The organism is Rhizobium gallicum bv. gallicum R602sp, from assembly GCF_000816845.1.
In the GTDB taxonomy this organism is placed as follows: Bacteria; Pseudomonadota; Alphaproteobacteria; order Rhizobiales; family Rhizobiaceae; genus Rhizobium; species Rhizobium gallicum.
In genome coordinates this window covers 1430603-1451412 of record NZ_CP006880.1, presented here as the reverse complement: position 1 = coordinate 1451412, position 20810 = coordinate 1430603, and the positions used below count along the sequence as shown (strand labels likewise).

The window sequence follows — 20810 nt, the reverse complement described above, 5'->3', positions numbered from 1 at the left end:
CGTCTCCTTCGCGCCGCTTCTCATTCTTCGCGGGCATCACTCCCGCATGACTGCCGCACGATCAAACGGCACGGCAATTTCCGCACGCCGGGCTCGACGGGCCGGCCTTCGGCAAGGGCAAGCACGGTCAACCCTGCCTGACGCCCGAGTTCCTTCAATTCCATGTCGATCGTCGTCAGCGGCGGCCGCGTCTGTGCGGCGACGATCTCCCAATTGTCAAAGCCAACCACAGAAACGTCCTCCGGTACTTTGACGCCCCGTTCGCGCAGCGCGTCGACGACGCCGCGGGCAATCTGATCGTTGCCGCAGAAGATGCCATCGGGTTTTTCTCCGGCGCGGCTCCATATCTGGTCGACCGCTTCGTGACCCCAGGCCTCTGCCCACACGCCGTAAAGAACCGGTTCACCGTCACCTGCCAGCTCACGATAGGCAAAAGCGCGTTCGCGCACCGAAAAGAAGCTTTCAGGACCAGTAATATGGGCGATGCGGGAACGCCCGAGCCCGATCAGCCATTCCACAGCGAGCCTTGCGCCTTGTGCGTCATCCGAGCGGAAGCTCACGCTGCCCGGCATACCTTCCGTAAAGGCATAGACCACGGGTACCGGAATGCTCGACAAATCGACCGGAAGCTGCCGATCGACCCGTTTTCCCGATGCGATGATGCCATCGACCTGCTTGTCCAGCATCGCATCCACATGAATCTGCCCAAGAGCCGGATCATCCTCGATCGCACACAGGAAAACCGAAACTCCGTGATCGACAAGCGCTTCCGAAACGCCTGCCATTACCGGAAGGGTGAAGCGGCCATAGGTATCGTTGGTCAAAAGCCCGATAGTGAAGCTGCGCTTGCTCAAGAGGCCGCGCGCCAACGCGTTCGGCCTGAAGCCAATTTCCCGTGCGATGCGCTTGACCCGCTCGCGTGTTTCCTCGCCCATACGGCCCGTATCATTTAACGCCTTCGACGCCGTCGAGATGCTGACCCCGGCCGCAGCGGCTAGATCGTGGATCGTGATGCGGGTCTGCTTTCTTCCTGTTTGGTCCAGTCTCATTCTTCCACCCGTCGCCATAAGAGAAAACCTTTTCGCAACAATAATGTCAACTGCGAAAACGTTTTCTCAGCGTCAGGGAGGCGATCTTAGACCATTGTTCCGAACGATTAGACTGGTCGGGATCAGAAATCTAATGAGGATCTGGCAAGGCCTACTTGTTCTTTAGCAGCCACATTTTGCCCGCCATCGTGATCCCGTAGACGTCCTTTGAAGCATCATGATCGAGATGGCGCCGTTCCAGAAACCCGGACGCTTTTAACTCGTCCAGTGCCTTGCTGGTTACGGATTTCACTTTCTGCGGCCGTTCTTTCCAACGGTCGGTTTTCGCGTAGGTCACCGTGGCGTTTTGGTGCGTCCACTTCTTCGTCGGCTGAGGATAAAGATCACCGTCTCTTGCGAGTTTCAGTGCTGCGACCTGCGATGGCGTAAGTTCAATCATGGGTTCGATAGTCCTATGGTGGCGTTCTTTGCCGCGACTTAGCACAGATTCATGGAACCTCCTCAAAAAAGGGGCGAAAAATTCAGATCATCGGCAAGCGGCAGCGGACATAAAGGGCCGCAAGGATTTCATCGGCGCGTCGCCGACAGACCGTCTGCTCGTGCTATTGAACTTTTGTCTTCCAGTCCGACTGTTTGCCCGTTTGTGGATTCCAAACGGGCATGACCAGTCCCGGCCATCCATTCATTCTACTTTTCGCGCGGCGCGATAAGGCCGCGAGCCGCTTCTACCATGACCTTCAGATGGTCTGGGCTGCGCACGCCCTGGCGATAGAGTTCGATCGTTATGGCAGCAATGCGCTCCGCTTCTTCGGAATCCTTGGCTACCTTGGCGTCCGATCGAACCTCGTCGAATACGCATTGGCACATCTCAAGGTCACGGGTATCGAGCGGCACGTCCGATCTGTTTATGATCGTCTGAACCATCTTGACCTCCATTCCGTACGGCCCGCCCGTTGCCAGGCGGGCCGCATGTCAAGCTAGAAGTCCATGCCGGCTCCGGGGGGCATGGCAGGGGCGGCGGCTTCCTTCTTGGGTTTTTCCGCCACCATCGCTTCGGTCGTCACCAGCAGGCCGGCAACGGAGGCAGCATCTTGAAGCGCTGTTCGCACGACCTTGACCGGGTCGATCACGCCCATCTGATAGAGATCGCCATATTCATTGGTCTGAGCATTCCAGCCGTAGGAGAATTCGGCTTTTTCTCGCAGCTTGCCGACGACGATCGACCCTTCCGCCCCGGCATTCTCGGCGATCTGGCGCACCGGGGATTCGATTGCGCGCCGGACGATCTCGACGCCGACACGCTGGTCAGAATTGGCCGCGCTGAGGTTGTCAAGCGCCTTGACGGCGCGCAGCAGTGCCACACCGCCGCCTGGCAGGATGCCTTCCTCGACTGCCGCACGGGTCGCATGCAGCGCATCGTCGACGCGGTCCTTCTTTTCCTTCACTTCGACTTCCGTCGAGCCGCCGACGCGGATGACGGCAACGCCGCCTGCGAGCTTGGCAAGGCGTTCCTGCAGCTTCTCGCGATCGTAGTCGGAGGTGGTTTCTTCGATCTGCGCCTTGATCTGCGCAACGCGGCCTTCGATGTCGGACTTGGCGCCGGCGCCGTCGATGATCGTGGTGTTTTCCTTCTCGACAACGATTTTCTTCGCATGGCCAAGCATGTCGAGGGTGACGGACTCGAGCTTGATGCCGAGGTCTTCGGAGATGACCGTACCACCGGTCAGGATCGCGATGTCTTCGAGCATGGCCTTGCGGCGGTCGCCGAAGCCCGGAGCCTTGACGGCAGCAATCTTCAGCCCGCCGCGCAGCTTGTTGACGACGAGCGTTGCAAGCGCTTCGCCTTCGACGTCTTCAGCGATGATGAGCAGCGGCTTGCCCGATTGTACGACGGCTTCGAGAACCGGAAGCATCGACTGCAGGTTGGAGAGCTTCTTCTCATGGATGAGAACATAAGGATCCTCAAGCTCGACCCGCATCTTGTCCTGATTGGTCACGAAGTACGGGCTGAGATAGCCGCGGTCGAACTGCATGCCTTCGACGACTTCGAGTTCGGTTTCGGCGGTCTTGGCTTCTTCGACAGTGATGACGCCTTCATTGCCGACCTTCTGCATGGCTTCAGCAAGGAAACTGCCGATTTCGGCATCCCCGTTGGCGGAGATCGAGCCGACCTGGGCGATTTCGGCATTATTGGAGATTTTGCGGGCGTTGTTCTTCAGTTCCTTGACGACGGCATCGACGGCAAGATCGATACCGCGCTTCAGGTCCATCGGGTTCATGCCGGCAGCAACGGCCTTGGCGCCTTCGCGAACGATCGCCTGGGCAAGAACGGTTGCTGTCGTCGTGCCATCGCCGGCAACGTCGCTGGTCTTGGACGCGACTTCGCGCAGCATCTGCGCGCCCATGTTTTCGAACTTGTCCTCAAGTTCGATTTCCTTGGCGACCGAAACACCGTCCTTGGTGATGCGTGGCGCGCCGAAGGACTTGTCGATCACGACGTTACGGCCCTTCGGGCCGAGCGTCACCTTCACCGCGTTGGCAAGCACGTCGACCCCGCGCAGCAAACGGTCACGCGCGTCGCTGTGGAATTTGACTTCTTTAGCAGCCATGTCTTCACTCCTCCATTGGGTAGTCGGCTGACGTTAGCTGAAAGGCGCGCCTCAAGCGGCCTTCTTGCCGGCCACCGGAACCTCGATGATGCCCATTACGTCGCTTTCCTTCATGATCAGCAGGTCTTCGCCGTTAATCTTGATCTCGGTGCCGGACCATTTACCGAACAGGATCCGGTCGCCCGCCTTGACGTCGAGGGGCTGGATCTGGCCGGCGTCGTTGCGCGCGCCGGGGCCGACGGCGATGACTTCGCCTTCCTGCGGTTTTTCCTTGGCGGTGTCGGGAATGATGATGCCGCCTTTGGTCCTTTCTTCAGACTCAACACGGCGGACGAGAATGCGATCATGAAGCGGTCGGAACGTCATGTCTTCCTCCATGGACGATGATGATCACTTATCACGCTCCCGGACCAGGCGACCAATCCGGGCTACCGAGCTGCTGACCGCTCGGCGGAAAAAATCTGCTACCGATTTTTTCGAATTTCAAGGGGCCGACGGCAAAAAATTAGCACTCTTATCAGGAGAGTGCTAACGGCGCGGAACGGAAGCTTCGCCATCGGCGTTTAATCTCTGATGCGGCGCAGGCAGTTCTGTGCAGTGTCAAGCGTATTCCGAAGAGTGACTTGTCGCCTGATACCCGAAAGGCAAAGGCGAGTGCGCCGGATGAGCTGGCGCGTTGAAAACATGGAGGCTTAGATGAGCGTTCGTGATCTTATTCCCTGGGGCCGCAGCAACAGTCCGGTCCCGACAGGCTATGCAGGCAGAGACCAGCATCCGTTCCTTGCGCTTCATCGCGAGATGAACAGGTTGTTCGATGATGTTTTCCGCGGCGTCGAGGGCCATTTTCCGACTGTCGGGTCCGGTTTCATGTTCGAAACGGCCTGGCCGAAGATCGAAGTCTCGGAGACGGACAAGGACATCCGTATCGTCGCCGAAATCCCAGGAATGGACGAGAAGGATATCGAACTTCTGATCGACAATGGCATCCTGACGATCCGCGGTGAAAAGCGCGCCGACAGCGAGGATAAGGACCGGCAATTCTCCGAGCGGTTCTATGGCCGCTTCGAGCGCCGCCTGTCGCTCAATAACGAGGTGCAGGAAGACAAGGTGGACGCTTCGTTCAAAAATGGCGTCTTGACGATCACCCTGCCACGCTCCGAAACGGCGCAATCGACCGCCAAGCGCATTACGATCAACAGCTAGGCTCCAAACATTGTTGCCAAAGCGCATCCGTGGCCGAGAAACTGGGCGGGACCGCTGGCAGCGGTCCCCTTCTCTTTGAACGAGCGCCAGGATGATTTGTCGGCGCCTGCGGTCGATGCCTCAGCCTCACTCCAGTAGTCCGCGAAAGAGCGACGCCATGCGCACGGGGCGTTGCTGAGTTGACTTTAACCGAAAAAGAGAACATAAAGGGAACAGATGTAACGGAGATGCTCATGACGCACGCAGAACTCGTTATACAGAATGCCATGGCTTTTGTTGCTGCATCCCGCTCGGCGCGCGAGCGCGATCTGGAACGGCGTGAAAAGCTGCTCGCGCGGATCCAGTTGATGAGACCGCCGAACCCCTATCTCGTTAAGACCCGCGGCGGTGAGCAGCTCAAACTTGACCTCGATCGCTGAGAGGCGTCTGCCATTTAGGCAGAAGAGGGTGTTGCCTGCGCCTGGCATGCTGTAGGCCTTCGTAACGACACGCATCGCGCGGCGCGTCGCAACAGCTGCGCGAAGACCTGAAGATCAGGAACATGAGAACCTCGGCCAGGGGACGGCAGAGGAACCGGGAAAGAACGTCACGAAGAAGGCCGAACTCAATCACTCAATCCTCACGGCGGCGTGGTTCCGCTTCGATCTCCCCGGCTGGAAATCCTACTTCCAACTGGCACAGACACCGCAAATATTCAAAAACCTGGACTCGTGGATACGCCACCGCCTTCGGGCCATCCAGCTCAAGCAATGGGGCAAAGGAACCACGGTCTATAGCCGTCTCCGCAGCCTCGGCGCTCACCATGAGTGGGCGGCACTCATAGCCGGAGGCCGGGACATTGGTGGAGGCACAGCGAAGCTGGGCTGAGCCGCGTCCTGACGGTTGGACACTTCGACGCCCTCGGCTTCCCCCGACTTGCATGACCTCAACTTCTCGAACCGCCCGGTGCGGATCCGCTGCCGGGTGGTGTGGCAGGCGTACGGCTTAATCGCCGTCCCCTATGCCGATTAACTCGACAGGCCTCTATGGGACTGTCCGGCATCCGATATCCGCCTCCGTTTTGCCTGCTCGGTGCCGTCAAACCGATCGCTACAGACCTGGTCCCAGGTGCTCGACGAAGAAAAGCACCTGGTCAAGGAATTATCCGGCTATGATCGCTATCGCCGGGAGGCGAAGCACCGGCTTGTGCCAGGCATCTGGAGCTTCGCGAACGAATGCGGTTGCACCAGGGTGCGTTAAGCAGGTAGCCCCTGAAGTGCTGCGGAGGAGAAGAGATGACATATGACGAGCGGCCATTGGCGATCAGTGCACCGGAACCACGCACGCTCGATCTGATCTTTACCGATGAGGCGCGAAAACTGTTGCACGCCAAATATCAGATCATCGAGGCCGATCCGGAAAACATCGCCGGGCTCGGCGATGGCGTTCTCGCAATGGCGCGTTACATCATCGGCCAGCCGCCGTTGTCGGCCGGGACCGTGGCGCGCATGCCTGAACTTCGCTGTGTGCTGAATGTCGAAAGCAATCTCATCAACAATATGCCTTATGAAATCCTCTTCCAGCGTGGCATTCACGTCGTCACAACGGGACAGGTCTTTGCCGAACCCGTGGCGGAAATCGGTCTGGGTTTTGCACTTTCGCTCGCGCGCGACATCATCGACCAGGACTTGGCTTTTCGCAGAGGCAGAGAGCTTTGGGGCGGAGAGGGCAATGCAAGTTCCCGGCTGATTGCAGGCTCCGAGATCGGCATCATCGGCTTCGGCGATCTCGGCAAGGCCCTCCGGCGGGTGCTTTGCGGTTTCCGGGCGACGATCCGGGTTTTCGATCCCTGGCTGCCGCGCTCCATCCTGGAGGAGCACGGCGTCGAAGCGGCGAGCCTAAGAGAGGTGCTAACAGAGAGCGATTTCGTCTTTGTCGTTGCGGCGGTGACCAGTGAGAACAAGCAATTCCTTAATGCTGAGGCTTTTGCCAGCATGCGGCCTGGCTCGGCGTTCATCCTGCTCAGTCGCGCCGATGTCGTCGATTTCGATGCACTGATGGCGGCCGTCGCATCGGGCCATATCGTTGCGGCAAGCGACGTATATCCCGAAGAGCCGTTGCCGCTTGACCATCCGGTGCGCAGTTTGAAAGGGTTCATCCGCTCCGCCCATCGTGCCGGTGCACTCGACAGTGCCTTCAAGAAGATGGGCGACATGGTGTTGGAAGACATGGACCTGATGGACCGCGGTTTGCCGCCCATGCGGTGCAAGCGGGCCGAGCGTGAGACCGTTTCGCGCATGCGCTCGAAGGGCGTGAAGATCAATTGATCAGGTATGTGCGGTGCCGCGTGAATAGCGGCGGGCCGCCGGGCGTTTGCCGCACGATCGCGGCGGCAGATGGCTCGACACCGCCGATCCCAGCTCCTTTATGAAAATATCGCGAACCTGGGCATTCGCTTTTCGATTGATGCGCCGCGGCAGCATTTTTGGTGGGGAAATTCTGCGGATCGGGTGCTATCGTTCTGACATGGACTGATGAAGCGGAGGAGCAATGCTTCCAGTATCATGGATCAACACTGCGACCTCGAAGGTGAGCAGATGCCGGTGACGATGCGGCGCGATCGACGGCTAAGGGGAGAGGCCGGATGTATTCAGGTGGTTTGAATTTCGCACTCGGCGACGAGATCGAAGCGCTGCGCGAGAGTGTCAGGCGGTTTGCGAGTGGACGCATTGCGCCGCTGGCGGCAGAGACCGATCGCAGTAACAATTTTCCAGCACTGCTCTGGCGGGAGATGGGAGATATGGGCCTGCTCGGCATCACGGCGGACGACGCTTATGGCGGTGCGGGTCTCGGTTATCTCGCCCATTGCGTCGCCATGGAGGAGGTCAGCCGCGCCTCGGCCTCGGTCGGCTTGAGCTATGGGGCGCATTCCAACCTCTGCGTCAATCAGATCAACCGCAACGGCAATGACGCGCAAAAGAGCCGCTATCTGCCCAAGCTTATCTCGGGCGAACATGTCGGGGCACTCGCCATGTCGGAGCCGGAGGCCGGTTCGGATGTTGTTTCGATGAAGCTCAAGGCCGAAAAGCGCGGCGACCGATATCTCCTGAACGGCAACAAGATGTGGATCACCAACGGTCCGGATGCCGACCTGCTCGTGGTCTATGCCAAGACCGACGCTGAGGCCGGACCGCGCGGCATCACGGCGTTCCTTGTGGAGAAGACCTTCCAGGGGTTTGCGACAGGCCAGAAACTCGACAAGCTTGGGATGCGGGGTTCGAATACTTGCGAGCTGATCTTTCGAGATTGCGAAGTGCCCGAGGAGAACGTGCTGGGCGCAATCGGCGGCGGCGTGAAGATACTGATGTCAGGCCTGGACTATGAACGCGTGGTGCTTTCGGCCGGTCCCCTCGGCATCATGGCGGCTTGCGTGGATCTTGTTCTTCCCTATCTGCATGAACGCAAGCAGTTCGGCCGGGCGATCGGCGAATTCCAGTTGATGCAGGCCAAGCTCGCCGACATGTATGTGACGCTGAATACGGCGCGCGCCTATGTCTATGCCGTGGCGGCGGCCTGCGACCGCGGCGAGACGACCCGCAAGGACGCTGCAGGTTGCATTCTTTATGCAGCGGAAAAGGCAACTGGCATGGCGCTCGAAGCGATCCAGGCGCTTGGCGGCAATGGCTACACCAATGATTATGCCGCAGGGCGGCTCTTGAGGGACGCTAAGCTCTACGAGATCGGTGCCGGAACCTCTGAAATCCGGCGAATGCTGATCGGACGCGAGCTCTTTGCGGAGACGGCATGACCGTACTCAAATCCCAGATCGCGAGCAATTCTGAAACCTTCAGGGCCAATCAGGCGGCTATGCAGGAGGCTATCAGACTCATTGAGGACGTCGCGCGATCGGCCCAGGACGGCGGCGGGACGGCGGCACGCGAGCGGCATGTGGGTCGCGGCAAGATGCTACCGCGCGACAGGGTCATGGGACTGATCGACCCGTCAACACCGTTTCTGGAAATTGCCGCGACGGCTGCTTACGGCATGTACGGCGATGAGGCGCCGGCAGCCGGGTTGATCACGGGAATCGGCCGCGTCGCAGGTCGCGAATGCATGATCATCTGCAACGATGCGACGGTCAAAGGCGGCACTTACTATCCGATGACGGTGAAAAAACACCTAAGGGCGCAGGAGATCGCAGCGGCGAACAAACTGCCCTGCATCTATTTGGTTGATTCCGGCGGTGCCAATCTGCCCAACCAGGACGAGGTCTTTCCCGATCGTGATCACTTCGGACGGATCTTCTTCAACCAGGCTAATATGTCGGCGGCCGGAATCCCGCAGATTGCCGTGGTGATGGGCTCTTGCACAGCAGGTGGCGCCTATGTCCCTGCCATGTCTGACGAAGCCATCATCGTGGAAGGGCAGGGAACGATCTTCCTCGCTGGACCGCCGCTCGTCAAAGCGGCGACGGGCGAGGTGGTTTCTGCCGAGGAGCTCGGCGGCGGCGACGTGCATACGCGCCTTTCTGGCGTTGCCGACTATCTGGCCCGCGACGATGCCCATGCCCTGGCGCTGACACGCCGCGCCGTCGCCTCGCTGAACCGACAAAAAGCACATACGGTCGAACTTCGCGAGGCAGAGCCGCCGCACTACGATCCGGCGGAAATCGCCGGTATCGTGCCCGCCGACCTTCGCACGCCCTACGAGGTGCGCGAGGTGATCGCCCGCATCGTCGACGGTTCGCGTTTTGACGAGTTCAAGGCGCGCTACGGCGCCACGCTCGTCTGCGGCTTTGCGCATATCCATGGCGTCCCTGTCGGGATCCTTGCCAACAACGGCGTCCTGTTTTCCGAATCTGCGGTCAAGGGCGCACATTTTATCGAGCTCTGCTCGCAACGGAAAATCCCGCTAGTCTTTTTGCAAAACATCACCGGCTTCATGGTCGGACGCAAGTACGAGACGGAAGGTATCGCCAAGCATGGCGCCAAACTGGTCACGGCTGTGGCAACCACCAAGGTACCGAAGATCACCATGCTGATCGGAGGCTCCTTCGGCGCCGGAAATTACGGCATGGCGGGCCGCGCCTTTTCGCCGCGCTTCCTCTGGACCTGGCCGAACAGCAGGATTTCCGTAATGGGCGGCGAGCAGGCGGCAGGCGTGCTTGCCACCGTTCGCAGCGAAGCGCTGATCCGTGCCGGGACGCCTTGGAATGCAGAAGACGAGGCGGCTTTCAAAAAGCCAGTTCTCGATCTCTTCGAAAGCCAGAGCCATCCGCTCTATGCCTCCGCCCGCCTTTGGGACGACGGCATCATCGATCCTGCAAAGAGCCGCGATGTTCTCGGCCTGTCGCTGTCAGCTGCGCTGAATGCGCCGATCGAAGACACGCGTTTCGGCCTGTTTAGGATGTGAGGCTGCGATGTTTGGAAAGATCCTGATTGCCAACCGTGGTGAAATTGCCTGCCGTATCATTCGTACGGCCCACCGCCTGGGCGTGCGCACAGCCACGGTCTATTCCGATGCCGACAGCGGCGCGCTGCACGCCGAGCTTGCCGACGAAGCGATCCGTATCGGCGGTTCGGCGGCCCATGAAAGTTATCTTTCGATCGAGCGTGTTATAGAATCGGCCAAGCGGACTGGCGCCGATGCGATCCATCCGGGCTATGGCTTTCTTTCGGAGAACGCCGAGTTCGCCGAGGCTGTCGAGGCGGCGGGATTAGTTTTCATTGGTCCGCAGCCAATGGCGATTCGGGCAATGGGTCGCAAGGATGCCGCCAAGGCCCTGATGGAAAGCGCCGGCGTTCCGATCGTGCCCGGCTATCACGGCGACGACCAGGATCCGGACCTTCTGGCGGGCAAGGCATCCGAGATCGGCTTCCCCGTTCTCATCAAGCCTCGCGCGGGCGGCGGCGGTAAGGGCATGCGCCGTGTCGAGCGGGCCGAAGAGCTCCCATCTGCCCTGGAAGCGGCAAAGCGCGAGGCGAAGGCGGCATTCGGCGATGATGCCATGCTTATCGAAAAATACCTGCTTCGACCGCGTCATATCGAGGTACAGGTATTCGGAGACCGGCACGGCAATGTCGTCCACCTTTTCGAGCGCGATTGTTCGCTCCAGCGGCGCCACCAGAAGGTCATCGAGGAAGCGCCGGCTCCGGGCATGACCGCCGAGATGCGCCGCGCCATGGGCGATGCGGCCGTGCGGGCTGCGCGGGCGATCGATTATCGCGGCGCCGGGACCGTGGAGTTCATCGCCGATGTCTCGAAGGGGTTGTGGCCGGACCGCTTCTTCTTCATGGAAATGAACACGCGCCTGCAGGTCGAGCATCCGGTAACGGAGGCGATTACGGGTGTTGATCTCGTCGAATGGCAATTGCGGGTCGCAGCCGGTGAACCGCTTCCGAAAAAACAATCCGAGCTGAAGATCGACGGCTGGGCCTTCGAGGCGCGCATCTACGCGGAAGACGCGGCAAGGGGTTTTTTACCGGCCACGGGTGTGATCGACGAGATGCGCTTCCCAAAGGACGGCGTGCGGATCGATGCGGGCGTCAGGACAGGTGATCGGATTTCTGCCCATTACGACCCGCTGATCGCCAAGATGATCGTGCATGGCGCGAATCGCTCCGATGCGCTTGGGGTGTTGACGCGGGCACTGCAGGCATCGCACATCGCCGGGACGGTGAGCAATATCGGCTTTCTCACCAAACTGAGCCGTCAGGAAGAATTTGTCTCTGGCCATCCGGACACAGGTCTGATCGAGCGCAATCTTGAGACCCTGACCGCAATTCCAGCTGCCGAAGACACGGTGATTGCGCTTGCGGCAGTGCTGTCGCTGGAAGGAAAGAGCCACGGCCGCGATCCCTGGGACACGCTCGGCCATTGGCAGCTCTGGGGCGAGATGCAGCGTAAAGTGACGTTGGAACATGCCGGCAGTCTTGCAAGTCTGCGTGTCGTCGCTCGAGGCTTCGGCATGTTCGCCGTCCATGACGGCCGCCGGGTGATTCCCATTAGGTTTGTCAGCCGCCATGGCGACCGTCTACAAGTGGAGACCGATGGCAGACAGGTTTCTGTCGAGGTGGAGCGCGGGACGCATCGGTTGTGCCTGAGGCTCGACGGCAATTCACACCTCTTTGCGCTGCCCGATCCGCTGGATGGTACTGCCTCAGAAGCAGAGGTCGGCGATCGCCTGATCGCGCCGATGCCAGGCTTCGTCAAGATCGTGCGGACAAGCGAAGGTGCCGCCGTCTCGAAAGGCGCGCCGCTGATCGTCATGGAGGCCATGAAAATGGAGCTGACGCTGACCGCCGCGCGAGACGCCATTGTGGAAAGCGTTCACGCAAGTGAGGGTCAGCAGGTTTCCGAGGGCGCCGTCCTCGTCACCCTGAAGGCTGGAGAGGCATGATGACGGCTCTACACCAGGAACATGTTTCGATCGTCGAGATGGCACCGCGTGACGGTCTGCAAAATGAGGAACACTTCATCGGGACGGCAGACAAGATTGCACTTGTCGATATGCTGTCCGATTGCGGCTACGAGCGCATCGAGGTGACCAGTTTCGTGAGTCCGAAATGGGTGCCGCAGCTTGTCGACGCCGCCGAAGTGATGGCCCGAATTCGCCGCGTGCCTGGCGTGCGTTATACAGTCCTCACCCCCAACATGAAGGGCTTTGAGGCGGCACTTTCGGCACGGGCGGACGAGGTCGCGATCTTTGCCGCAGCTTCCGAAAGCTTCTCCCAGCATAATATCAATTGTTCGATTGCCGAGAGCATCGATCGTTTCCGCCCCATCGCGCAGGCAAGCAGCGCGCACGGTATTCCACTACGCGGCTATGTCAGCTGTGTCGTCGAATGCCCTTATGAAGGTGCCGTACGGCCCGCCAATGCCGCGAAGGTCGTAGCATCGCTGAGGGAACTTGGATGCTACGAGGTCAGCCTTGGCGATACGATCGGCCGCGCAACACCGGAAGCCGTGGCGAGGATGCTTGCCGCCGTGCTTGACGAAGCGCCTGCCACAATGCTTGCCGGCCATTTCCACGACACCTCAGGCGGTGCGCTCGATAATGTCGACGTTGCGCTGGACCATGGTCTTCGCGTCTTCGATGCCTCGATCGGCGGGCTCGGAGGCTGTCCTTATGCGCCGGGTGCAAAGGGCAATGTCGACACGACGGCCGTCGCGCAGCATCTCGCGGCAAGAGGTTTTTCGACAGGACTTGCGGAAGACAAGCTGCGGCAGACAGCCGCCTTTGCCCGTGAGCTGAGGAGTAAGTCGTGATGCCTGAAACGCTTCACATCGATATCGACGCCCGCGGCCTTGCGCGGCTGACGCTTGCGCGGCCCGAAAAGCACAACGCGATCTCGGCCCAGATGATGGATGAACTGACCGCCGCATCAAAGGCTCTCGGTTTTGATCGCAACGTTCGGGTTATCGTGCTTGCCGCAGAGGGGGCAAGCTTCTGCGCGGGCGGCGATCTCGATTGGATGCGCGCGCAGTTTGAGGCGGGGCGGGATGAGCGGATTTTTGAGGCAAGGCGGCTTGCCACCATGTTCCGTGCATTGAATGACCTTCCGAAGCCGGTGATTGCTCGTGTTCAGGGCAATGTCTTTGGGGGCGGTGTCGGCCTTCTCAGCGCTTGCGATCTGGTGATCGCCGCTGAAACCGCCCGTTTCGGCCTGACCGAAGTTCGCCTCGGGATTATCCCGGCAACGATCAGTCCTTTTGTCGTGGCGCGGATCGGCGAAGGAGCTGCCCGGCCGCTCATCATGTCCGGTAAACTGATCAACGCATCGGAGGCAAAGGCTGCCGGGCTGGCCGGGCATGTTGTACCCGCTGGGGATCTCGATGCGGCAGTCGAGACCGAAATCGGGCATTTCCTGAAGGCGTCGCCTGATGCAGTGGCAAGAGGCAAGATACTTGCCCGCTCGCTCGGAATGCCGATCACGGACGCGGTCATCGAAAGCGTCATCGAGCAATTAGCCGACACCTGGGAAACGGAAGAGGCGCGCGAGGGCATTGTCGCCTTTTTCGAACGACGGCAGCCATCCTGGCGAAGTGATGCTTGAATTGAGCGCACTTTGAGCATATTTTGATTGAGAATTGATCAAAATATGCGAGGACATCGATCATGGCAGCCATAGGCCTCAGCAATATCGCTGCCCGCTTCGGCGATGAACATTCGTCGTTTCTATCGGCCCGTCGCGTCGCCGAGCAACTCGGCGTAACGCTCTCCGAGCTGGCCCGGCTGATCGGGGTTGCGCGCAATACGCTGGCGGCGAAATCGAGCGCCCGTAAAGTGGATAGTGCGCTGAGCAACGTCGTCCGCATCCTTGCCATGGCAAGCGAAATGACCGGCGACGAAAACCGCGCGGTCATATGGTTCAAGCATCAGCCGATCCCCGGCTGGGGCGGCAAGACGGCTTTTGATCTTGTCGGTGAAGGCAAGTCCGACCGGGTTCTCGCCTATCTGGAGGCCGTCCGCTCCGGCGTCTATGCCTGAAGCCGTCGTGCATCTGTGGCGCGCCTTCGTTCCACGATGGGCCTATGCGCCGCTTTCTGGCGAGGGCGCCAGCCGTTTTGGCGGTCGCTGGAATCCGGTGGGTGCCCCAACCATCTATGCGGCCTGCGAACTGTCCACGGCCTGGGCCGAATATAACCAGGGCTTTGTCCAGCATCCGGCGATGATCGTGCAACTGGAACTCAAAGGGGCGCGCCTCGCCGACACGACAGACCAGGAGCTTCTTCGAAAGTTTGACGTTACTGCGGACATCCATCGTTGCGAATGGCGGATGCTGATGGATGAAAGCAAGGTGCCGGCAACCCACCACTTGCGCGAACGTCTGATTGCGTCGCGATATCATGGCGTGATCTATCCATCCTTCATGTCGCTCGGCGGCACATGCGTCGCGCTGTGGGCATGGAATATGCCGGGTGCACCGGAGCTTCGCGCAATTGATCCAGAGGGCCGACTGCCCAAATCACCGGCCTCCTGGTTGTAGATTACGGGCGCGCCGAGAACATCGCGACGGGAATTGTCCGATTAAAGCATTCCGGCAATTTATGAGTGCTCTTCGAGGGCAATGAACGGTTGCTTAAGGAGCTGGTGTCGGCGCATCTGTCGTTCGAAGTAGCAGAAGTCTGGCTCGCGAAGCTGGAAACGGGGAGGATGCGGGAACCCTACTGCCATCACTGATCTGTGGGCTGCCAATGCTGGCTGGCGCCCACGCGAGTATTCGCGTTCCGGCGCTTAGTGAGGTGGAGGCGGCGCAGGCCTTGGAGCAATAGCGCTCCGCATCCGGTTGAATGCAGAGCGCATGATATTCGGCGTCAAGCGGCTGCGAAAGGTACGGCTACGAAGATCCTATTGCCACCACGTTCGACAAGCAGGAGAACCGACTTGCGGCCGGATCTTGCAGCATTGGCGACGGCGTTCTTCACATCGCCTGCATTATGTACGGTCTTGTCGTTGACCGAGACGATGACATCGCCCGTCTGAATGCCTGCTTCGGCGGCCGGCTTGTCCGGATTGACACTGGCGACGACCGCGCCCGTGACGCCTCTGGCCAGGTGAAGTTCTTCCCGGGTATCCGGTGTGAGATCGGCAAGAGCAATTCCAATGCCCGGACCGGCCTGTGTCCTGCCGCTGCTTTCTTCGGCTTCTGCCTGCTTATCGCCGGTGCCGTTGCCGCCGATGGTGACGGTGAGGTCGGTGCTCTGGCCGGCGCGCCAGACGGTGAGCGTTTTCCTGGCGCCCGGCGACATGTCGGCGACGAGACGCGAGAGGTCTTTCGGCGTCCTTACGGTCTGGCTGCCTAAGGCGGTAATGATATCGCCCGTCTTGACACCGGCGCGTGCGGCAGGGGTTCCCCCGGTTACGGCTGCAACGAGCGCACCCTGCGAGGCATTGAGCCCAACGGCATCTGCAACATCCTTGGTAACTGCCTGGATCTGCACGCCGAGATAGCCATGCTCGATCGAACCATCCTTCTGAAGCTTGGCGACGATCGCCTTGGCCTCATCGGACGGAATGGCAAAGCCGACTCCGACACTGCCACCGTTTGGGGAATAGATCGCCGTGTTGATGCCGACGACATTGCCGTCGTGATCGACGAGCGGACCGCCGGAATTGCCGTGATTGATCGGCGCGTCGATCTGGATGAAGTCGTCGTAGGGACCACTGTGCAGATCGCGGCCGCGGGCCGATACGATACCGGCTGTGACTGTCGTGCCGATGCCGAAGGGATTGCCGATGGCCAGGATCTGATCACCAAGTTTCAGAGTGTCAGAATCGCCCCAGGCGATCGTTGCAAGGGGCTTTTGAGCTTCAATCTTCAAGACCGCGATATCAGACTTCGAATCGGCACCGATCAGCCTGGCCGGCATTTCCGTTCCGTCATCAAGGGTCACCTTGATGTCCAAAGCATTGTCGATCACATGATTGTTGGTGACGATGACGCCATCGGAGCCGATGATGAAGCCGGAGCCGAGCGCCATGGCGCGCTCACCGTGCTCATGCTGCGGCAGCTGCTTCGGAAATGGTATGCCTTGCTGTTCGAAGAACTGCCGGAATTGCTCGTCCATCGGCGATTGATCGTCGTCGGCGCTGGCGTCGGCCTTCATCGTCGTGGTGATAGTGACGACGGCAGGCTTGTCGGCATGGACGACGGAGGCGAAAGAGCCGCTGGAGGAAGGCCCGCCGTTGGTTTCGGCCGAAGCGGCGGCGGCATTGGATGCGTTGATGGCAAAGGGCACGACGGCAGTACCGGCGATAATCGCAGCGCCGATCAGCGCTGCGATGCGATGCTTGGAGAGGATCGGTAACATGGTGATAGGTTCCTTGCGAAAATACTGCATGGCGGCGTCTTGGTTCCATGCCGGGGAACGCGGGCGTCGGGTGAACGTGGCGCCAATCCTTTGGCCTCCAGAGGACAATCATCGAAACTGTAGCGAGTGCTGCCGGTTCAAGAAATGGCGTCTTGGAGAGATATGCTTTGGTCAAGCCGCATTTACAAATTAAATGTTCATTACGGTTTCATTGCAAAAATGTAAGAATTACAGTTGGTTAATGTTCGCGCACCCTATGCGGACATCGGGGGCGAGGGGGCCGATCTTCGTCAGGGATCACACGACGCTATCGGACCGCTTTCAGTTTTTTTGCAAGTTCGGCTGCGATGAAGACGGCATGCTCGCTTACCTGCGGCAGTCCCATCAGCTCACCGAAGGTGCCGCGCGCCAGCGGACCCGAGATCAGCAGTGATGAATTCGCCAGGCCATCCGTTCCGACTGCTTCTGAGCTCTCGTTGCAGGCGATGCCGAGGCCGGTCGGATCGAGCTTCAAATGGCCGCCCTGGTTGAGCTCATGCAGCCACATCTGGCTTTGGAGAATGCTGCCATGGGCAGGACCGGTGGTCACGACCACGGCATCGAAGCGTTTCTCCACGCGCTCGCCGCTTCGCTTGAACAGGACTATATCGATCGCCGCTCCGTCGGTTTTGGCACCGGCAACGGAAGCGCCAAGGATCTCGAGGCGTCCTTCAACGATCGCCCGATCCAGTACCTCTTCGACCTGCGGTGCGATGCGGAACCGATGGACGTCCCAATAAGGCCGCAAATGGCGGACGATGCGCCGCCGCTCGGCAACAGGCAGATTGCGCCAGATTTCATGGCCGTTGCTGCGGACCTGATCGATGACTGCATGCCAGCTTTCGCCGATTTCGGCCGCCCCCGCGATCGTCTTTCGAACGGTCTGCAGGAGCGCTGCAGCGCTTGTAGCCGGCTTCGAAAGGAAGTCGCCGAAGGGCTCCTGCGGGCAGGGTGCGTGGCCGCGCGAACGAAGCCCGCGGCGGGAAATCGAGGTGATCGGTCCATGATGGCCACTGCGTGTCAGCGACGCGACGATGTCGGCGGATGTCAAGCCGTTGCCGACAATGAGGACCCGATCGTCCGGACGAATGGGATCGAGCGAGCCGGGGCGCATGGGATCGGCAACAAAGCGCGGGTGGCCGGCCAATGCAGCGGAGAGGCTGCGCGGTGCTGAGGGCGCTGGATGGCTGGTGGCGATCACGAGGAAATCCGCGCGTGTCTCATCGCCGTTGCTATCGATGATCAACCATTCCTTTGGGCCGGGTAACACCCTTCTTACGAGCGTCCTCTTATGCTCGACCTTACCGTTTTCAAGGTATGGGCGCAGTCTCGCAGCGACATAGGCGCCAAAGAGCCGGCGTTGCGGGAAAAGATTGCCGTTCGGCCATAACGCGTCCGGGTCGTCCGCGACGCCATCGCTGTTGGCAATCCAATCGAGAAAATCCTCCGGTTCATCGGGAAGCAGGCTCATGCGGGCTGCCGGAACATTGATGCGGTGGGAAGGATCGTTCGTATCATAGGCAAGCCCGCGGCCCAATTCGCGGCGCGGCTCAAAGACGATGACGCGTGGCAGCCTATGCATTGTCCTTGCGAGATGAAAGGCTACACCCGCGCCGGAAACGCCGCCGCCAACGATGGCAATGGCGGGTCTTTTAACGCTATCCACTTCGTTTTTCGTCACCGCTGCTGATCCAACTGGGTTCGAGATCCGGAGTAGCTTGACGCATCTTTGAGGCCCGGCCTAGCCGATATTTGGCGCCGTCCCAGTAAATTAATCTATAAGATTTATGGAGATCAATCAGAACCTGCAACTGCAGCCATCAGGCTGGTTGAAAGTCATCTCGGCAATCGGCGGTCACCAGAAGAGAAAGGTTAGGGCGCCGGCTGGATGATGTGCTGCGCGAGGCGAATGGCAAGGGCCATTGCTGTCAATGTTGGGTTTGCTTGGCTCGACGTCGGAAAGACAGAGGAACTCGCAATATATGCGTTAGCAAGATCGAAGACTTTCAAGTTCCCGTCGACGACGGCGTCGTTGCGGTTCGTTCCCATGCGTGTCAGCCCAATCTGATGCGTGCCATGGCGGATACGTGTCGCGATGGCACTTGCAAGCGCATCGTCACTGCGATTCAGATCGAGCTGGCCCAGGCAATTTCCTTCTAGCCAGTCATTCAGGAGACGATGGGTGCGAACGAGTGCACGGATATTTTCGTCAGGCACGCGCATGTCGATCGTCAGCCGTGGCACGAAGAAAGCATCGACATTGTCAGACAAGCGCACGTTGCTTTGCCTGTCGGGGAAATGTTCGGCATGGAAAGCAAGCCTGTACGTTCGACGGCTGTTATTGATGAAGAAGCCGGGCTTCCTGGCGTTTCGCCCGTAGCGATTGCGCAGGTAGCCGGGTAGGTGCCTGACGATCTCGGTCGGGTTAACGGCGAGGTTCTTGAGATGGCCGGCGATTGCGTCAAGACGGCTTGCATGATGCCGGCGGATGACTTCAGGCGTGAGGTACCGTGCGAGTGGACGAAAGCTCAAGGCAAGGTAAGCGGCGGACAAGAAGGCACTTTCATGCTGCGGATCTGAAAGGGCCGGCACATCGGGCCAGAACGCCACATTCGGCAAATGATGCTGGTTGATTAGCGTATCGCTCGGCACGATGCGTCTGCGCACATATGCGCCTGTCTCGTCCCGGTGGAAGTCGAAAAGTGCCTCGGCCGGTCTGTTCGAAAATCTGAGCGCAGCAACATGCCCGAAAAGATGGCCCATGTAATAACGGCCGAGCGCTCCATGGGGTCCGCCAAACATCAGCGGGTGACGCCGCTGGATGTTGAGCAGAAGTCTCGCCGCTTCCAGTCCACCTGAGGCGAGAACCACGCGTTTACATGAAATGCGATAGGCAAGACCGTTTTTGTGACGGGCCACGACATGGCTGACGCTGCTATTTTCCGTCAGGACCAGATCCACGACGGTGGTGTTCAGCAGGATTGTCAGTCCCCTATCCTCGCTGAATTGCTGAAGGCTCGCGCGAAACAGTTTCGGATCACGACTGTATCGTTCAAGACGCGTTAGTTCGAAACGGGCGTCTACCGAGGCAAGTGGCGCCTTATCGACGAACCCCTGGCCGCAGTTGGCGTATTCCACGGCACGGTCGTAGAACGGCCGTATCTCGTCATAGGAAATAGGCCACCGCCCATCGGGAAATCGATCTTCAAAGTCAATCGGATCAAAGGGAAGGCATCGCCCGGTCCAAAGGTTGCTTGTTCCGCCGAATTGGCGCGAGACGCAGATGCGCACGTCGTCGTGGGTGGCGGGTTCCAGGATCAAGGCGCCGGCAAGTTCGTTCGAAGCCGTGGATGGGTCTAACCCGCCCGACTCAACAACGAGAACGCGCTTGTCGGCCTGCCGAAGCTCTTTGGCAAGGGTGAGGCCGACCGGTCCGGATCCGACGATGAGGACATCGGTATCACCTGGCATGTCATCAATACGCCCTGAAATCATTGCGGCCCCGTCACAATGTTAGCTATGATGCGATATGTTGCAATGCATTCAATGTAAAAGAGTATGCAGGCGTGGGGTTCAAGAAGATTTTGGATTAAAAAATCCTAATGACTCTCACGAAAGAAGCGGAAGCATGGTTCTGAAGTTCAAGCAATGTTTATTTTACTATCATAAGTTTGAAATAGTGTTCAATCACGTTATATATATGGAAAAATGCATCGTTTTTGATGTGTTAGAAATGGGTATTCAGTGAGTATTCAAAGAGTATTCGATGCGATCATTGCGTGTAACAGCGGTAGAGATACTGGTAGAAATTTATAATATTGACGAGGGTATACTCAAGAATAATTCGATACGACGGCTCGGAAGGATCGGAATTTCGATCTTATTGATTCCGACATTTATCGCCTAGGCACGTGCAGTGGCATCATGCGAGAAGGCGCCGATTGCGGATTATGGCGGTTGCAAGGAAAGCTCGGATACGTGATCTTGGCGCACTGCCTTGCCATGTGATGGGTTTCGTGATTGCTCGCCTTACGCTCCGGGCCCAGTTCGGGTGGAGGAGATCCCCGCTCCATGCGTGCATTAAACACGGGCCGCCTGTAAGCTTTTTAAGGCAGCT

At 59.3% G+C, this 20810-nt stretch carries 19 protein-coding genes; 11 read left to right on the top strand and 8 right to left on the bottom strand.

Features of this window, described 5'->3' with window-relative positions:
- Positions 1 to 20 precede the first annotated feature (20 nt).
- From RGR602_RS29935 to groES, 5 genes are all read right to left on the bottom strand, one after another.
- Positions 21 to 1049, bottom strand: a complete 1029-nt coding sequence (locus RGR602_RS29935) for a LacI family DNA-binding transcriptional regulator (RefSeq protein ID WP_052451811.1) — start codon at positions 1047 to 1049, stop codon at positions 21 to 23.
- 151 nt (positions 1050 to 1200) lie between these two features.
- Positions 1201 to 1488 (bottom strand): hypothetical protein, encoded by a 288-nt coding sequence (locus RGR602_RS29930; RefSeq protein WP_040115617.1) that lies wholly within the window; start codon positions 1486 to 1488, stop codon positions 1201 to 1203.
- Positions 1489 to 1736: 248 nt separating this feature from the next.
- Positions 1737 to 1973, bottom strand: a complete 237-nt coding sequence (locus RGR602_RS29925) for a hypothetical protein (RefSeq protein WP_040116602.1) — start codon at positions 1971 to 1973, stop codon at positions 1737 to 1739.
- Positions 1974 to 2026: 53 nt separating this feature from the next.
- Entirely contained in the window at positions 2027 to 3658 is a 1632-nt protein-coding gene (gene groL, locus RGR602_RS29920; RefSeq protein WP_040115616.1) for a chaperonin GroEL, read from the bottom strand.
- A 51-nt stretch (positions 3659 to 3709) separates the two neighbouring features.
- Positions 3710 to 4024: a co-chaperone GroES gene (groES, locus tag RGR602_RS29915; RefSeq protein WP_040115615.1), complete on the bottom strand. Its 315-nt coding sequence runs from the start codon at positions 4022 to 4024 to the stop codon at positions 3710 to 3712.
- Between the two features lie 330 nt (positions 4025 to 4354).
- Here groES and RGR602_RS29910 point away from each other — a divergent pair, with 330 nt between their 5' ends.
- The 11 genes from RGR602_RS29910 (at position 4355) to RGR602_RS29865 (ending at position 14829) form a co-directional block, all read left to right on the top strand.
- Positions 4355 to 4861 (top strand): Hsp20/alpha crystallin family protein, encoded by a 507-nt coding sequence (locus RGR602_RS29910; RefSeq protein WP_040115614.1) that lies wholly within the window; start codon positions 4355 to 4357, stop codon positions 4859 to 4861.
- A 233-nt stretch (positions 4862 to 5094) separates the two neighbouring features.
- Positions 5095 to 5280 (top strand): hypothetical protein, encoded by a 186-nt coding sequence (locus RGR602_RS29905; protein ID WP_040115613.1) that lies wholly within the window; start codon positions 5095 to 5097, stop codon positions 5278 to 5280.
- Between the two features lie 73 nt (positions 5281 to 5353).
- Positions 5354 to 5728 carry a group II intron maturase-specific domain-containing protein gene (locus RGR602_RS39550; protein ID WP_208867265.1) on the top strand — a complete coding sequence of 125 codons (375 nt, stop codon included), beginning with the start codon at positions 5354 to 5356 and terminating at the stop codon, positions 5726 to 5728.
- 407 nt (positions 5729 to 6135) lie between these two features.
- Complete coding sequence (locus RGR602_RS29900; RefSeq protein WP_040115612.1) at positions 6136 to 7167, top strand: hydroxyacid dehydrogenase; 1032 nt, start codon at positions 6136 to 6138, stop codon at positions 7165 to 7167.
- Positions 7168 to 7484: 317 nt separating this feature from the next.
- Positions 7485 to 8648: an isovaleryl-CoA dehydrogenase gene (locus RGR602_RS29895; protein WP_040115611.1), complete on the top strand. Its 1164-nt coding sequence runs from the start codon at positions 7485 to 7487 to the stop codon at positions 8646 to 8648.
- Positions 8645 to 10252: a carboxyl transferase domain-containing protein gene (locus tag RGR602_RS29890; RefSeq protein WP_040115610.1), complete on the top strand. Its 1608-nt coding sequence runs from the start codon at positions 8645 to 8647 to the stop codon at positions 10250 to 10252. The genes RGR602_RS29895 and RGR602_RS29890 overlap by 4 nt, the downstream gene beginning before the upstream one ends.
- A gap of 7 nt (positions 10253 to 10259) precedes the next feature.
- Positions 10260 to 12239, top strand: coding sequence for an acetyl/propionyl/methylcrotonyl-CoA carboxylase subunit alpha (locus RGR602_RS29885; RefSeq protein ID WP_040115609.1), 1980 nt, complete (start codon positions 10260 to 10262; stop codon positions 12237 to 12239).
- On the top strand, positions 12239 to 13108 hold the full coding sequence (locus RGR602_RS29880) for a hydroxymethylglutaryl-CoA lyase (RefSeq protein ID WP_040115608.1): 870 nt from the start codon (positions 12239 to 12241) through the stop codon (positions 13106 to 13108). Before RGR602_RS29885 ends, RGR602_RS29880 begins: the two co-directional genes overlap by 1 nt.
- Positions 13108 to 13896 carry a crotonase/enoyl-CoA hydratase family protein gene (locus RGR602_RS29875; protein ID WP_040115607.1) on the top strand — a complete coding sequence of 263 codons (789 nt, stop codon included), beginning with the start codon at positions 13108 to 13110 and terminating at the stop codon, positions 13894 to 13896. The genes RGR602_RS29880 and RGR602_RS29875 overlap by 1 nt, the downstream gene beginning before the upstream one ends.
- 62 nt (positions 13897 to 13958) lie before the next feature.
- Positions 13959 to 14330 carry a DUF2384 domain-containing protein gene (locus RGR602_RS29870; protein ID WP_040115606.1) on the top strand — a complete coding sequence of 124 codons (372 nt, stop codon included), beginning with the start codon at positions 13959 to 13961 and terminating at the stop codon, positions 14328 to 14330.
- Positions 14323 to 14829 carry an RES family NAD+ phosphorylase gene (locus RGR602_RS29865; RefSeq protein WP_040115605.1) on the top strand — a complete coding sequence of 169 codons (507 nt, stop codon included), beginning with the start codon at positions 14323 to 14325 and terminating at the stop codon, positions 14827 to 14829. The genes RGR602_RS29870 and RGR602_RS29865 overlap by 8 nt, the downstream gene beginning before the upstream one ends.
- Before the next feature lie 328 nt (positions 14830 to 15157).
- Here RGR602_RS29865 and RGR602_RS29860 read toward each other — a convergent pair whose 3' ends face one another.
- The 3 genes from RGR602_RS29860 to RGR602_RS29850 all read right to left on the bottom strand — a co-directional run bounded on the left by RGR602_RS29860 (position 15158) and on the right by RGR602_RS29850 (position 20164).
- The gene (locus tag RGR602_RS29860; protein ID WP_040116601.1) at positions 15158 to 16654 is read right to left on the bottom strand and encodes a DegQ family serine endoprotease; all 1497 of its coding nucleotides are present in this window, start codon (positions 16652 to 16654) and stop codon (positions 15158 to 15160) included.
- 307 nt (positions 16655 to 16961) lie between these two features.
- Positions 16962 to 18374, bottom strand: a complete 1413-nt coding sequence (locus tag RGR602_RS29855) for an FAD/NAD(P)-binding protein (RefSeq protein WP_223844084.1) — start codon at positions 18372 to 18374, stop codon at positions 16962 to 16964.
- Positions 18375 to 18565: 191 nt separating this feature from the next.
- Positions 18566 to 20164, bottom strand: a complete 1599-nt coding sequence (locus RGR602_RS29850) for an FAD-dependent oxidoreductase (protein ID WP_040115603.1) — start codon at positions 20162 to 20164, stop codon at positions 18566 to 18568.
- Positions 20165 to 20810: the final 646 nt, after the last annotated feature.